This is a genomic window from Mesorhizobium sp. M0074 (genome assembly GCF_040322975.1).
Classification (GTDB): Bacteria; Pseudomonadota; Alphaproteobacteria; order Rhizobiales; family Rhizobiaceae; genus Mesorhizobium.
This window is the reverse complement of record NZ_JAMYUM010000026.1, coordinates 1-14,403: the sequence shown is the minus strand read 5'-3', so window position 1 is coordinate 14,403 and position 14,403 is coordinate 1. Positions and strand designations below refer to the sequence as shown.

Here is a 14,403-nt window from a genome sequence, read left to right as displayed (position 1 = left end):
CGGCGTGGAGCTCTAGCAAAGAAGACGGCGGCGCCCCTGGCTACGCAGAGCCACACTTAAGCCAGCGCGCGAGGCTGCTGATCAACCTAATCGCCCCAAGTCATAATAGGCTCGCCGAGAACAGCGTGATCCACTTCGATTCCGAGCCCGGGGAGATCCGGCGGGATGACCCCTCCGTCGCCAAAGTGAGCGTTGAACTTGGCTGTTTTTGCCGTGACCATATCGTCGCTTTTCAACACGCAGCGCAAGAGTCGCGTGGGTACGGTTGCGCCAAGGTGAACGATTGCAGCAAAGGCGATGGTAGAGCCAGCGGTTTCCTGAACACTCATGGTGAGGCCTGCGGCACGACAGATGTCGCGATGGCGCCGGCCGTGAGTCAGGCCACCGGCTTTCGAGATCTTTAGTCCGATGCCATCGGCCAAATCGTTGGCTATGATTAAGGCAATATCTTCATCGAGCTGAGCGAGTTCGTCGAGCACGATGGGGTAGGGGCAGCGCTTACGCAGCGACATGGTTTCACGGATGGTCGCGCACGGAGCCTCCAGGACGAAGTCCATACCTTGCGGGAGCAGCTGCAGCATCCTCAGGGCAGTTTCTGGAAGGAGACCGCCATTGGCATCAACAATGAAAAACTCGCCTGGTTTCTTGTCGGCCAGGCATGCTGCGATACGTTCGGCATCAAGCGCCGGTCCTCCCTCGCTGTCCAAGGCTCCGATCTTGACAGAGTGTCCAAGGTATCCCCTCGCACGGTGGTCCGCCGTGCGGCGACGCATCTCTTCGGGATCGCCGGCATAGATCGATGAAATCATCGGTAGGGGCTTTCCTGTTCCCCCTCCTAGGAGTTCGCAAACTGGCAGCCCGACCGATTTGCCAAAAATATCCCAGCACGCGACGTCGAGTGCCGTTTTGGCATGGTTGTGGCCTATCAAAGCGAAATCCATCGCGTCATTGATACGGTCGACCTGACGAGGATCGCGGCCCAGCAATGAAGGCGCGATCTCGGCGATTCCTGCTCGGGTGCCAAGAGCATGGGATGCAATATAGGTTGCACCGAACGGGGTGCTTTCGCCCCATCCCTCTATCCCGGTGTTCGTGATCACACGGACGATCGTCGCATCGAAGGTACGGTACTCTCGACCACCCGAAAGGAGGTAGACGCCGCCAGAATAAGGGAGGTCGACTTGGAAGACGTCGATTTTCTGAATCTTGAGGTCGTGCATTTTCGCCGCTTTCACTCGGGTATGACGAGGACCAGCTTGCCGCTGATTGTCTTGGACAGGAAATCCTCCTGCGCCTGGACGATCTCTTCCAAGGAATAGGTCTTGCCGATGTGCGGCTTTATTTCGCCGCCCTCGATGTAAGACACGAGGTTTTCGAAGACGATGTCCTCCTGGAACGTACAGCCAAAGAAGCTCAGATCCTTGAGATAGAGCGTGCGCACATCAAGCTCGACAATCGGTCCGGCAATGGCACCGGCAACGGCATATCGTCCGCCACGTCGCAATGCGTCCAGCAGCTGCGGAAATTGCGGACCTGCCGCGACGTCGATGACAACATCGATCGAGTCCTTTCCTATGGCGTCGACGAGGCTCTCTTCACGCGACACCACGCGATCAGCACCCAATTGGCGTACCGTGGCGGCCTTTCTCTGGCCTGCAACCGCGATGACGATGGCCCCTCGCCGTTTTGCCAATTGGACGGCAGCGGACCCGACGCCGCCGGATGCACCGGTGATAAGCACAGTCTCGCCGGCCTTCACGTCTGCCCGATGCAACATGCCTTCGGCGGTCGAATAGGCACAGGGCACAGTAGCCAATTCGACCTCGCTCCAGCCGCAGTCGACCTTGAACGTCTCACGCGATGGCGCTTTCGCGAATTGCGCGAATGCGCCGTCGCATTCGGATCCAAATGTCCAGCATTCCCAAGGTCGGTAGTCCACATAGGTGCGAAGCAAATTCCGCACGATGACGCGTTCGCCGATCCGCCCTTCATCGACACCCGCTCCAACAGATACGATGTGGCCACAGCAATCAGCGCCCTGTATGCGCGGGAAGGACAATGCCATCCCCGTCCAACTCGCGTCGTCATCCTCCGACGACTCAAATCCGGAGGAGCCGCCTTCGGAAGTGCCGCTCCTCACTCCCTTGGAATACCAGCCGATCCGGGTATTGATGTCGGTGTTGTTGATCGCAGCCGCAGCCACCTTTATGAGAACCTCGCCCGTTCCCGGTTGTGGAACCGGGAGGTCGGTTTTGAATTGCAGCTTGTCGAAGCCGCCATGTCCGGTCAGCACCACGCCGGACATGGTTATTGGAATGCGGGTTGAAGGGGACATTTCGCGGCCTCTCTGTTCATGCCTGTTGTCGTTAAGCGGTTAAAATCCTGCAGAGGGCGGCGGGCGCGAGTTCGGGCCGGGGGACTGTCTATTGTGGTAGACTAAGCTTCGCCATTCGACCGCCGTCGATGGTCCAGACCTGACCAGTCACGAACGACGATTCGTCCGATGCCAACCAAGCCACCAGACTGGCGACCTCTTCGGGCTTACCGGTGCGTCCCACTGGATGAATTTTGCCGATATCGCGGCGGAACCCTGCCGGATCGGGCATGCTTTCGATGAACTCAACGTTCAGATCGGTGTCGATCCACCCTGGTGCAACGGCATTGCATCGCACACCTTCGGCACTGTGGTCGATCGCAACCGCGCGGGTCAGACCGTGAATTCCAGCCTTGGAAGCGCAATAGGCAGCGTGTCTCGGGTTGGAGCCGAGCCCCTCGATCGAGCCGATGTTGACGATCGTCCCGCCAACCGCTCGCAGATGCGGAAGTGCTGCCTTGATCATCGCAAATGGTGTTGTCAGATTTACAGTTATCGACCGCTGCCAGTCCTCGAGGCTCATGTCCTCCACGAGTGCTTCCTGCATCATGCCCGCGTTGTTTATCAGGATGTCGAGCCGTCCGGCATTGCCGGCAACTGACTGCACAGCGCCGGACGCGGCAAATGGGTCTGTGAAATCAACGGCTATCCCTTCGAACTCCCGGTCCTCGCTACGTTGTGCCGTGAATACGCGCGCGCCCTCGTCTCGCAACCTACGTGCAATGGCCAGACCGATGCCGGTGCGACCGCCCGTGACGAGGGCGACTTTGCCTGCGAACCTGTTCATCCCACCGGCTTTCCACCATTGACCTCAACCAGCGAGCCGCACATGTAGCGGGCGGAGTCAGAGGCAAGAAACAGGACTACCGCGGCGATATCCTCCGGCTCCGCAATCCGGCCAATCGGAACGGTCTTTCCCAATTCGGCAACCGCCGTGTCCGGATCGAAGCCGCGTTTGATAAAGCCAGTTCGAAGCATAGGCGTGTTGACCTCGTTGGGGCACACGGCATTGACCCGAATGTTCTGATGCGCGTGGTCCATGCCCATGCACTGGGTCAAAGAGGCAATGGCAGCCTTCGTCATGCAGTATACGGCGTGGTTCGGACCCGGCCGAACGCCCCAGCATGACGACACGTTGACGATCGCGCCGCCACCCCGATCCGCCATGATAGGAATGGCGCCCCGGCACACACGAAACGGGGCCTCTACATTCACGCCGAGCGACAGGGCCCAGTCGGCGTCCGTTGTGTTGGCTACCGAGCCCCGCGTGATCACGCCCGCGTTGTTGACCAAAATGTCCATGCCGCCCAGCGCCGCAAATGCGGCCGCGGCCAAACTGTCCGCATAGCTTGCATCAAGCAGGTCGCCCGGCAGATGTGCCTCAGCGTCCACGCCCGCCACGTCGCGATCTGCGACGGCGACCCTGGCGCCTTCAGCTCGCAGCTGTTTGACGATCGCCGCTCCGATGCCGCCGGCGGCACCTGTCACCAGGGCGGTCTTTCCCCTGAAACAACTCATCGGTTCATTCCTGCTCAGTTTCAATTGGGTTAGTCTTGGCCGCCGGGCGTGTTGCCGAAATGCTCTCGATAAGGGCCTTTGAACAATGCGATGTCCCGCATGCCGGAGTGACCTATTGGTCCTGCAAGCCCGATAATCGCTCCAACCGCCTGGAAGACATTCCAGGCCGGTGAACGTGCGCCGGATCGCAACCCCGCGCTCGATGTGCCCTTCCATGACGTGGCGGCGTCGAGCGGCTGTTGCGTTGCTGCGGCGAGATCGTGCCCATGGCCGCAGGCGAAGGGGCAGAAAATGGGTTGCGGGGCGCTGCCTGGAGCGCCCCGCAGTGGATAATCATTTCACCGTTTCGCGGGCCGCTTTGAGCCAGCCGTCGTAGGCATCGCGGTGGGCCGCGATCCAGGTGTCGACATGCTTGTCGATGTCGGCGGAATTCTTTTCGCCGTCGGCGATCAATTTGTTCTCAGCCGAGATGTCTTTGATGTCGATCTTGGCGAGTTCAAACAGCTTAGCCGCCGCCGGGTTGGCCTTGAGGAAATCGTTGCGAGCAACAATCCGCAGGCTGTCCACCGCGAAGCCGAGATTCTTGCCATCGAACTCGGTGTTCGCTTTGGCACCATCCGGCAGGGAGGTGTAAGGCACGCTAAGCCATTCCACGTCCTTGCCTGGAACCAGCGCGCCCGAGACCCAGTAGGGTGTCCAGGTGTAGTAGAGGACGGGCTTGCCATTCTTGGCACGTGCGATCGTATCAGCGATGATCGCGTTGTATTCGCCCTGGTTGTGCGTGACCGTGTCACGCAGCTTGTACTCGGTCAATTGATGCTCGATCACGCGTTCGCATCCCCAGCCGGGCACGCAGCCGGCGAGATCGGCCTTGCCATCGCCATCCTCGTCGAACATCGCAGCGATCTTGGGGTCTTTGAGGTCGCCCAGGTTCTTGACCCCGGCGTCGTAGCTCTTCTTGTCGACCAGATAGCCTTGGAGGGCGCCTTCGACCAAGGTGCCCACTTTGCTTATCTTCTCCGGTCCACCCGCTTCTTTGAAGAACGCTTCATGCAGCTGATCCCAACTATCGGTGAAGAAATCGGCGTCACCCGTGCCAACCGCCAGATGCGCGGTCTGGGCGATGACCTCCTGCGGTTCGGCAACGGTGTAGCCGAGGTCCTGGAGCGCACGGAAGACGATCCGAGCTTGGAACATTTCCTCGATCGCGGGCTGTATCACAGGTCGTACGGTAACGCCTTCGCCTGGCTTGTCCTTGGCAAAGAGCGGACTTGCGGTAAGCGATAGGACGATCGCTGTAGTCACAGATACGAGTTTCATGCGCTTTCTCCCTTGTTGCATGTGAAATTGGTTCTCGTCAGGCATGCTTGTGGAACAGGTTGGCGATCAGCCCGACAGGCCCGCTCTGCCACCAGTGGCGATGGCCTCTCTCGCGCCTCGACTGATTCAGACCCTGGGTTATGCGGTCGAGGACTATCGCCAGGATCACGATCCCAAGCCCGCCGACGATGGCTTTTCCGGCATCGAGTCGTCCCATGGCGCGCAGCACTTCGTTGCCAAGGCCGCGGACCGAGATCATCGACGCGATGACCACCATCGACAGCGACAGCATGATGGTCTGATTGAGGCCCGCGAAAATGGTCGGCGTGGCCATCGGCAGCTCGACCTTGAACATGATCTGTGACGGTGAGGCACCGAACGCGCGGGCGGCTTCGACGACGCTTGGATTGACCGTGCGGATGCCGAGCGAAGTGAGCCTTATCAACGGAGCGAGCGCGAATATGACCGTGACCAGGACGCCCGAGACATTGCCAATTCCGATAAGCATGACGACGGGAACCAGGTAGACGAACGCTGGAATGGTCTGCATCGTGTCCAGGAGAGGCCGAAGGACAGCTTCGAAACGATTGCTCTTGCCGGCAAGGATTCCCAGAGGAAGCCCGATGATCACGCAGAGGATCACCGCACCCATCACAATGGCCAGCGTCGTCATCGCCAGTGACCATGCTTCGGGCGAGAGAAACCCCAGGACAGTCAGGGCGACCGCGACGTAGATGGCGGTCCGGCGGCCCGCGGCCTGCCAGGCGATCAACACGATGATAGCGAGCATGACGAGCGGCGGGACCGCCAGAAAAGCTCGTTCGATGCTTTGAATCACGCCATCGAGGAAGATTTTGAAGGGCTGTATTGCTTCGCGGTTGTCGATCGCCCACTGCTTTATGCCGTCGGAGTGATCAGCGATTTTCAGATCGACGCTCTCGAACGGATTTAGCCAGTTGAAGGTCTTTTCGTCGGCCATCAATTGATCTCCCGTTTAGCCGGGCCGGAGTGGTCCCGGCCTTGAATGCCCCGCAACAAAGCGTCCTTGGTCACGACGCCGGCAACGACGTCGCCGTCTCTCACCAGGATGGGATGGGCAGTTCCGATAGACAGATTTACCAACGTATTGAGCTTGTCGTCGGGCCGGGCGACTGGCCAGTTCGTGGTATCGGCCGAGCCGTTCGTGTGTCGGTACTGCTCAAGTGGCAGCATCACCTTGGCGGCGGTGACAAGATCGAGTTTGGAGATGCCGCCGACGAATTGCGCGACGTATTCGTCCACCGGGTTTGTGACGATTTCCTCCGGCGTTCCTATCTGCACCAGAACGCCGTCCTTCATGATGGCGATGCGGTCGCCGATGCGGATCGCCTCGGCCAGATCATGCGTGATAAACACGGTGGTCTTATGGAGGTCGGCGGAGAGCTCCATGAAGGTGCCCTGCAACTGGTGGCGGATAAGCGGATCGAGCGCGGAAAACGGTTCGTCCATCAGCAGGATCGACGGGTTGGCCGCTATGGCGCGCGCCAAGCCCACGCGCTGCTGCATGCCGCCAGAGAGCTCGTCAGGGTATTTGAGGTCCCATCCGGTGAGCTCCACCGCCTCGATAGCCTGCCGGGCAACCTGACGGCGCTTGTCTTCAGCGATGCCTCTCACCTCCAAAGCGAACGCTACGTTGTCCCGGACGTTGCGGTGGGGCATCAAGGCCATGTTCTGGAAAACCATGCCGATGGTTTCGGCGCGGATCTGACGCAGTTCCTTCGCGCTCATGGCACTGACGTTTCGGCCCTCGATATAAATCGCACCGTCGGTAGGCTCAATCAGTCGGTTGATGTGTCGGATCAGAGTCGACTTCCCTGACCCCGACAGCCCCATGATGCAGAATATTTCACCGCGGCCGACGCTGAAGGTGGCGTCACTGACCCCAACGACGCAGTCGAGCTTGTCGCGGATTTGAGCTTTGTTCAGCTCTCCAGCCTTCACGGCGCGGATCGCCTCCTTGGCCTTGGAACCGAATACCTTCCAGACGCCATCGCATCGAATGACGGGCTCTTCACCCTGGGTACCCATTCGCTGTTCCCTTATGTCGTTTTTTTCTTACAACACAAATTTTCTGAATAGACAATATGTATTATGACGCGCTACAAAGATTGTGATGCTAGATCGCAGGACGAAACCCCTTGTGAGGATCATCCATGTCCGGTGAGGCTAAACGAAACAAAAGCAATTGCTTGGAGGACTTGCGCCGCCGGATTCTGACGGAGAATCTGGAGCCAGGGAGCTATCTCGACGAGACCGAGATCGCCGAGTCGTATGGCATGTCTCGTCCTCCGGTGCGCGAAATGCTCCGGCAACTTGCCGGAGAAGGCTACGTTGTTCTCCACGAGAATCGCGGCGCCCAGGTCGTCCCGATGACTCACAAGACGCTACGGAACTTTTTCATCGCGGCGCCGATGGTCTATGCGGCAATCGGCCGGCTGGCTGCCCAAAATGCGACCCAGCCACAGATCATGCGGCTGAAGGACACGCAGCTTCTGTTTCGCGCCGCCATCCGGGATGGTGACACCGAGCAACGCGCGCTGACCAATGAGCGCTTCCACTCGATCATGGGTGAGATGGCGGACAACGAGTTTCTGATGCCCAGCCTGAGGCGATTGCTAATCGATCATACGCGCATCGGGATGACCTTCTACAGCCCGCGAAACGCCGACCTGGCCGCCCAACGGGCGACCGCCGCTCAGCAGCACGATCAGTTCATTGAGCTTATCGACGCGGGAGATGCAGAAGGCTGCGCCGAGCTATCGATAGCGCATTGGGAGTTGTCCCGCGCTCAGATCGAAAGCTTCGTTTCGCCGGCAAGTTTTTTCGTTCCGCTGGGACGGGTGCCTGACAGTATAGGTTAAGGAGAATTTGATGAAATTCGAAGGGATATACACTCCCGTCATCACGCCACATCGTGCCGACGGTTCAATCGATCGCGAGGCGTTCGTCAAAATTGTCGAGCACCTGATAGCGTCAGGTGTGCACGGCATCATCATCGGCGGGTCGACGGGCGAATACTATGCGCAGTCGATGGACGAACGCGTCGAAATGACGAAGTTCGCCAAAGAAGTCATTGGCGATCGCGTGTCTCTCACCATAGGCACAGTCGCTATCCGTCTGCCGGACTCGATCCTGATGGCCGAGACGGCGGCCAAGATCGGCGCTTCGGCCATTCTCGTCGGATCGCCGCCCTATTCTGTGCCCACGGAGCGCGAAAACGCCCTGAATGCCTTGGCGATCGACCGGGCGGCGGACCTCCCGATCATGCTCTACAACTACCCGGGCCGCATGGGGATCAACATGGGCGAGGATTTCCTCAACCGCGTCGCCCGTAGCCGCAATTTCTGCGCCATCAAGGAGAGTTCCGGCGACATCAACCGGGTGCATCTGCTCGCCCGCGATTACCCGCACATCCAGATGTCCTGCGGAATGGACGACCAGGCCCTGGAGTTCTTTGCATGGGGAGCGCGCAGCTGGGTTTGCGGAGGCTCAAACTTCCTGCCGAAGGAACATCTCGCGCTTTACCGCGCATGCGCGGTCGAGGGCAATTTCACCAAGGGGCGTCGTATCATGTCTGCCCTGATGCCTTTGATGCGCGTGCTGGAGCAGGGGGGGAAATTCATTCAATGCATCAAGCACGGCTGCGAAATGGGCGGGTTCCATGCCGGCCCCCCACGGCCACCGCTTAAGGGATTGAACAAGGACGATATGCGCCAACTGGAACAGGTTGTGCGGGTTCTGAAGCGCACGATTGCGGACATTGAAGCGGAGGCATGAGCATGGGCAATCTTCTGACACACGAGGAATATGTGGCGATTGCCGCCAAGTTGGAGTTTCCGACACAGGCCTTCATCGACGGGAGCTTCAGACCGGCAATCTCGGGCAAAACGTTCGAAACGACCAATCCGGCCACGGGCAAGGTGCTGGCAAAGGTTGCCTCCTGTGGTCCAGGCGACGTCGACTTTGCCGTACAAAAGGCGCGTGACGCATTCGAGGACGGTCGGTGGTCGCGCCTTCATCCGTCGGCGCGTAAGGACGTGCTTATTCGTCTCACCAGGCTCATGAAGCGCAACGCTCACGAACTGGCGGTTCTGGAAAGCCTCGACAGCGGCAAGACAATCTATGACTGCGAGAACGTCGACGTTCCTGAAACCATCCACTGCCTCGCCTGGCATGCGGAACTGATCGACAAGGTCTACGATCAGGTGGCGCCTGCCTCCGACAACCACATTGCAATGATCGTGCGCGAACCGGTCGGTGTCGTGGGCTTGGTCCTGCCCTGGAATTTCCCGCTGCTGATGCTGGCCTGGAAGATCGGACCGGCACTCGCCGCGGGCAACTCGATCATCGTCAAGCCGGCCAAGGAAACGACCTTGACCGCGCTGCGTGTCGCCGAGCTGGCTATGGAGGCGGGCATCCCCTCCGGCGTCTTCAACGTGCTGCCGGGCGGTGGCTCCGAAGTCGGGGAGCCGCTTGGGCGACACATGGACGTGGATATGGTGTCGTTCACGGGGTCGACGGAGACTGGAAGGCGCTTTCCGCGCTACTCAGCGGATTCGAACCTCAAGGAAGTGACGCTGGAGATGGGCGGGAAGAACCCGGCCGTCGTGCTGGACGACGCGGAGAATATCGACCGCGTTGCCGCCCACATCGTCAACGGCGCGTTCTGGAATATGGGGCAAAACTGCTCTGCCTCGTCGCGGCTCATCGTTCAACGCGGCATCAAGGACGAACTCCTCAAGCGGGTGATCGCGCATGCCCGGGAGTGGCCGATGGGCGATCCGCTCAATCCCGAGAACCGGGTGGGTGCGCTGGTTTCCAAGGCGCACTTCGAAAAAGTCTGCTCCTATCTCGAGAAGGGACAGAAGGTGCTTCTCGGCGGAAAGGCCAAGGGTGGGTTCGTGGAACCCACGATCCTAGACGTCAGCGACCGCGACGCGAAGGTCGTGCGGGAAGAAATCTTCGGACCGATCCTGACGGTGCTGACTGTCGAGAGCTTCGATGAAGCCATTACGCTCGCGAACGACACAGAGTACGGACTGTGTGCGTCGATCTACACAGCGAACGCGAAACGAGCCATAAGGGGAGCAAGAGCGATCCGGGCGGGTACCGTGACAGTCAACAGCTTCGGCGAGGGAGACATCACAACGCCTTTCGGAGGCTTCAAGTCTTCCGGCTTCGGCGGCCGCGACAACGGCATCCACGCCCACGACCAGTACACCAGAATCAAGACCATCTGGCTTGATCTCACCGATGACGCAGACGAGGCTGTCGCGTGACTATCCACAAGGCTGAAAGGCTGCCGGTCCAACAGGGGCCGGCAGCCTGGAACGCCATCCTCCCGGCCCAACCCTGTTCCGCGCCCCTTGAAGGCGCTCTCCGTGTCGATGTCGCCATAGTGGGCGGCGGCTTTGCTGGTCTTTCAGCCGCCAAACGCCTGCGCCAGCAAGACCCGAGCCTTCGTATCGCAGTTCTTGAGGCCAGCGGCCTCGCGGAAGGCGCTTCCGGCCGCAACTCAGGCTTCATGATCGACCTGCCTCACGACTTGCAGTCCGATGATTATGCCGGAAAGGGTGTCGAGGAGGACAAAAAAATGATCGCGCTGAATCGCGCGGCCATTTCTTTCGCCAAGGAGCGCGTCGAAGAATACGGAATCGACCCCGCCTATTTCGACCCAGCGGGCAAGATCAACGGAGCAGCTAGCGAGACCGCACGCAACCTCAACGCAAGCTACGCCCAACACCTCACCAACTTGGGCGAAGTCAGCGAGACGCTGGACGCCAAGGCGATGCAAGAGGTAACGGGAAGTCGCCACTACACGTCTGGCCTGTACACGCCCGGAACAGTGATGATCCAGCCGGCGGGCTATATCCGGTCGCTTGGTACAGGCCTTCGACGCGACGGCGTGTTCGTGTTCGAGAGATCGCCAGTCTCGAAGCTCGCGAGAGTGAACCAAGATTGGATACTTACAACGCCCAATGGCCATGTCACCGCGGCGAAGGTCATTCTTGCCAATAATGGGCATCTTGAGAGCTTCGGCTTCGCCCGCAAGCGCCTCATGCACGTTTTTCTCTACGCCTCAATGACTGCCGAACTCGACGCTGAGGTCCTTTCCAGGTTGGGAGGGCAGCCTCGGTGGGGCGTTACTCCTTCCGATCCGATGGGTACGACGATGAGGCGCATCGACGCCGCACAGGGCGGAAACCGTATCGTCACCCGGACCTGCGCCAGCTATCTGCCTGGGATGGTGCCAACAAAGTCAGCGGTCGCCCGAGCGGCAAAAGTCCATCGGCGAAAATTCGCCGACCGCTTTCCTGCCATCGCCGATGTTCCGATGGAATACAGTTGGGCCGGGCACCTGTGCCTGACTTGGAACGGCGTCTCTGTGATGCGCGAACTGGAGCCGGGTCTCTTCTCGGCCTGCTGCGACAACGGCCTGGGAACGGTGCGCAGTACGCTAACCGGGATCGCCGCCGCCGACTTGTTGTTCAACCGGTCCTCGGAAATCGCCGCGCATTTCATGGCCGAACCAGAACCACCGAAGCTCGTGCCGTCGCCTTTCGCCGAGATCGGCGCGAACCTCTATTTCCGCTGGAAAGAGTGGAGAGCTCGTGAGGAATAGTGATACCGCAATCACTGACCTTGCTCGGCTGATCGCCTAACTCGACGTTCGCACGCTTGGCCTCGCGAAAAACATGCCCTGTGGGTTGGAACGAACATGAAAATCAAGGAAGTCCACGTCTTTGCGCATGATCTGCCAGTCAAGAACGGCCCCTACACAATGGGCGGCAGCAAGGTATACGCGCTTGATACGACGATCGTCAGGATTGTGACCGACAATGGCCTTATCGGTTGGGGCGAAACCTGCCCCGTAGGCCCAACCTATCAGCCGCATCATGCAAAAGGTGCACGCGCTGCACTGGATGAGATGGCCCAAGGACTGATTGGAGCAGACCCTCTCCAGCCAGTAGTCCTAAGACGCAGGATGGACAGCCTCCTTAACGGACACCGATACGCGAAGGCCGCCGTGGATATGGCGGCATACGACATTTTGGGTAAGCAGTTCGGCATGCGCGTCGCCGACCTTCTTGGCGGCGCCGTGACCGAACGGGTTCCTTCGTATTACGCGTTGGGCATAGGCGAGCCCGATGAGCTTGCGCGTATTGCGGCGGAGCGTGTTGCGGAAGGATACCCGCGCCTCCAGATCAAGATCGGTGGCCGACCGGTCGAGATCGACATTGCCGTGGTGCGCAAGATCTGGGAGCGCGTCGGGGGAAGCGTCCGACTTGCGGCCGACGCCAACCGGTCCCTGACGACGCGCGACACGCTGCGGCTCAGTCGCGAATGCCTCGATGTTCCGTTCGTCCTGGAACAGCCTTGCAATACGTTCGAAGAGATCAAGGCCATCCGCAATCAACTACACCACGCTGTGTATCTCGACGAAAACACAGAGGACCTTTCCACTGTGATCCGTGCGATTGGAGAGGGGGTATGTGACGGCTTCGGGATGAAGGTGACCCGCATTGGGGGTCTGCATGCAATGGCGACGGTACGTGATATTTGCGAGGCACGATCAATGCCGCACACCTGCGACGATGCGTGGGGCGGTGACATCCTCGCCGCCGCCTGTGTTCAAATCGGTGCGACCGTCAGTCCGCGCCTGAACGAGGGCGTCTGGATCGCGGCACCATACATCGAAGGCCATTATGACGAGAAGAACGGTGTGTCCGTCGAAGATGGACATATCAGGCTTCCGAACGGGCCAGGCCTGGGAGTTGTTCCGGAGGAATCATGTTTTGGCTCTCCGATGGCATCCTATGGTTGATCGGAAGAGACTGCGGAGCCTCCCGGTTCAGTGTCGGGCAGACCTTGCCTGCAAGAAAGATGCCTTCGCTTCGAATGGCGCGATGGCGCTGTTAGCCAACGATACATAGGCAGCCGGTCATGAAATCAGCACCAGAAGCGCTTGGGGTCGGCCGATTGAAGATTGGCTTTGTACTGGCTCGTTCCTTTACTCTTTCTGCGTTCGCGCTGTTCGTCGACACGCTCAGATTGGCCAGCGATGAGGCCGACAAATCCGGTAGGATTTTCGCGGATTGGCAGCTTCTAGAGAGCACCCGTAATCTGATCACCTCCAGTTGCGGTGTCCTGGTCGCACCGACATCGGATTTCGTGGACCCGACCGAGTTCAACTATATCGTGGTCGTGGGCGGGCTGCTGAACAGTGAATTTCCAGTCGATAGCGAGACGGTCAGCTACCTCAAAAGAGCCGCCGCCGCCAAAGTTCCACTGATCGGGGTCTGTACGGGGACGTTCATCCTGGCCGAGGCCGGCTTAATGAAGTTCCACCGAACCTGTGTAAGCTGGCTCCACTATCACGCTTTCCGCGAACGCTTCCCGGATCACGAGGTCAGGTCGGACCGTCTTTTCAATCTTGATCGCGCCAGGGGATCATGTGCCGGGGGCAGCAGCGCAGCGGACATGGCGGCGTCAATCGTTAGACGTCATATCGGTAGAGAGGCAGAGAGAAACGCCCTCGAAGTGTTGCAGATCGAGAGGGCGCGCGCGCCGTCCGACATCCAGCCGCACAGCCCGACCTTCATTGAATGCCAGGATCCTCGGCTCAAGGCGGCGCTCATCATCATGGAGAACCATATCGAGAATACGATCTCCATTCCCAAGGTGGCTGCCTTGGTTGGACTGTCCCGAAGGCAACTCGAGCGCCTCTTCATGGAGAAGACAAAGAGTTCTCCGGCTGTTGTTTACACAAGGGTGCGTCTGGAGCGGGCGAAGCACCTCCTGATGCAGACCCGTGCTCCAATGATCGAGATCGCCGTCGAGGTCGGTTTTGAGAACGCATCGCATTTCTCGCGGCTCTTCCGTGAGACCTATGGCCAGCCGCCTACCAAATTCAGGTCAGCGATTTCAAGTTAGGTCACCACCTTTGTCCCGTTGTGACCTTCTCTGCTCGAACGAATTCTAAATGAGGTGGTCGGCGGCCACGATGTGCGAATGGGAAGTTTTGACCCGATTTCGCCACGATCCCGAGCCTAGAAAGCCGCATTAACGTAAGCGCGAATTTCCCCGCACCTTTTGCTGTTGAGTGCTCTGATGCATGAGGTGTCCACCAAAATAGGTGGACACCTTGTGAT

Annotated in this window: 13 protein-coding genes; 6 read left to right on the top strand and 7 right to left on the bottom strand. The window is 59.4% G+C overall.

The features are described from left to right. Positions 1-86 precede the first annotated feature (86 nt). The 7 genes from NKJ73_RS27985 to NKJ73_RS27955 form a co-directional block, all read right to left on the bottom strand. Positions 87-1,220, bottom strand: coding sequence for a mandelate racemase/muconate lactonizing enzyme family protein (locus NKJ73_RS27985; protein WP_352571814.1), 1,134 nt, complete (start codon positions 1,218-1,220; stop codon positions 87-89). Between the two features lie 11 nt (positions 1,221-1,231). Then, positions 1,232-2,335, bottom strand: a complete 1,104-nt coding sequence (locus NKJ73_RS27980) for an alcohol dehydrogenase family protein (RefSeq protein WP_352571813.1) — start codon at positions 2,333-2,335, stop codon at positions 1,232-1,234. Positions 2,336-2,423: 88 nt separating this feature from the next. Continuing rightward, a complete protein-coding gene (locus tag NKJ73_RS27975; RefSeq protein WP_352565114.1) occupies positions 2,424-3,161 on the bottom strand; it encodes an SDR family NAD(P)-dependent oxidoreductase in 738 nt (245 codons plus the stop codon). Next, the gene (locus NKJ73_RS27970) at positions 3,158-3,892 is read right to left on the bottom strand and encodes an SDR family NAD(P)-dependent oxidoreductase (protein ID WP_352571812.1); all 735 of its coding nucleotides are present in this window, start codon (positions 3,890-3,892) and stop codon (positions 3,158-3,160) included. Before NKJ73_RS27970 ends, NKJ73_RS27975 begins: the two co-directional genes overlap by 4 nt. Positions 3,893-4,225: 333 nt before the next feature. Continuing rightward, positions 4,226-5,257, bottom strand: a complete 1,032-nt coding sequence (gene proX, locus NKJ73_RS27965) for a glycine betaine/L-proline ABC transporter substrate-binding protein ProX (RefSeq protein ID WP_352571811.1) — start codon at positions 5,255-5,257, stop codon at positions 4,226-4,228. Then, positions 5,250-6,191, bottom strand: a complete 942-nt coding sequence (locus NKJ73_RS27960; protein ID WP_352565120.1) for an ABC transporter permease — start codon at positions 6,189-6,191, stop codon at positions 5,250-5,252. The genes proX and NKJ73_RS27960 overlap by 8 nt, the downstream gene beginning before the upstream one ends. After that, complete coding sequence (locus NKJ73_RS27955; RefSeq protein WP_352565121.1) at positions 6,191-7,279, bottom strand: quaternary amine ABC transporter ATP-binding protein; 1,089 nt, start codon at positions 7,277-7,279, stop codon at positions 6,191-6,193. The genes NKJ73_RS27960 and NKJ73_RS27955 overlap by 1 nt, the downstream gene beginning before the upstream one ends. 125 nt (positions 7,280-7,404) lie before the next feature. Here NKJ73_RS27955 and NKJ73_RS27950 point away from each other — a divergent pair, with 125 nt between their 5' ends. From NKJ73_RS27950 to NKJ73_RS27925, 6 genes are all read left to right on the top strand, one after another. Then, positions 7,405-8,112: a GntR family transcriptional regulator gene (locus NKJ73_RS27950; RefSeq protein ID WP_352571810.1), complete on the top strand. Its 708-nt coding sequence runs from the start codon at positions 7,405-7,407 to the stop codon at positions 8,110-8,112. Positions 8,113-8,122: 10 nt separating this feature from the next. Continuing rightward, a complete protein-coding gene (locus NKJ73_RS27945) occupies positions 8,123-9,028 on the top strand; it encodes a dihydrodipicolinate synthase family protein (protein ID WP_352571809.1) in 906 nt (301 codons plus the stop codon). A gap of 2 nt (positions 9,029-9,030) precedes the next feature. Then, positions 9,031-10,530, top strand: coding sequence for an aldehyde dehydrogenase (locus NKJ73_RS27940; protein ID WP_352565127.1), 1,500 nt, complete (start codon positions 9,031-9,033; stop codon positions 10,528-10,530). Next, positions 10,527-11,873, top strand: coding sequence for an NAD(P)/FAD-dependent oxidoreductase (locus NKJ73_RS27935; protein WP_352565128.1), 1,347 nt, complete (start codon positions 10,527-10,529; stop codon positions 11,871-11,873). The genes NKJ73_RS27940 and NKJ73_RS27935 overlap by 4 nt, the downstream gene beginning before the upstream one ends. A 96-nt stretch (positions 11,874-11,969) precedes the next feature. Continuing rightward, positions 11,970-13,076: a mandelate racemase/muconate lactonizing enzyme family protein gene (locus NKJ73_RS27930; protein WP_352571808.1), complete on the top strand. Its 1,107-nt coding sequence runs from the start codon at positions 11,970-11,972 to the stop codon at positions 13,074-13,076. 119 nt (positions 13,077-13,195) lie between these two features. Further along, positions 13,196-14,185, top strand: coding sequence for a GlxA family transcriptional regulator (locus NKJ73_RS27925; protein WP_352571807.1), 990 nt, complete (start codon positions 13,196-13,198; stop codon positions 14,183-14,185). The last annotated feature ends 218 nt before the right edge of the window (positions 14,186-14,403 follow it).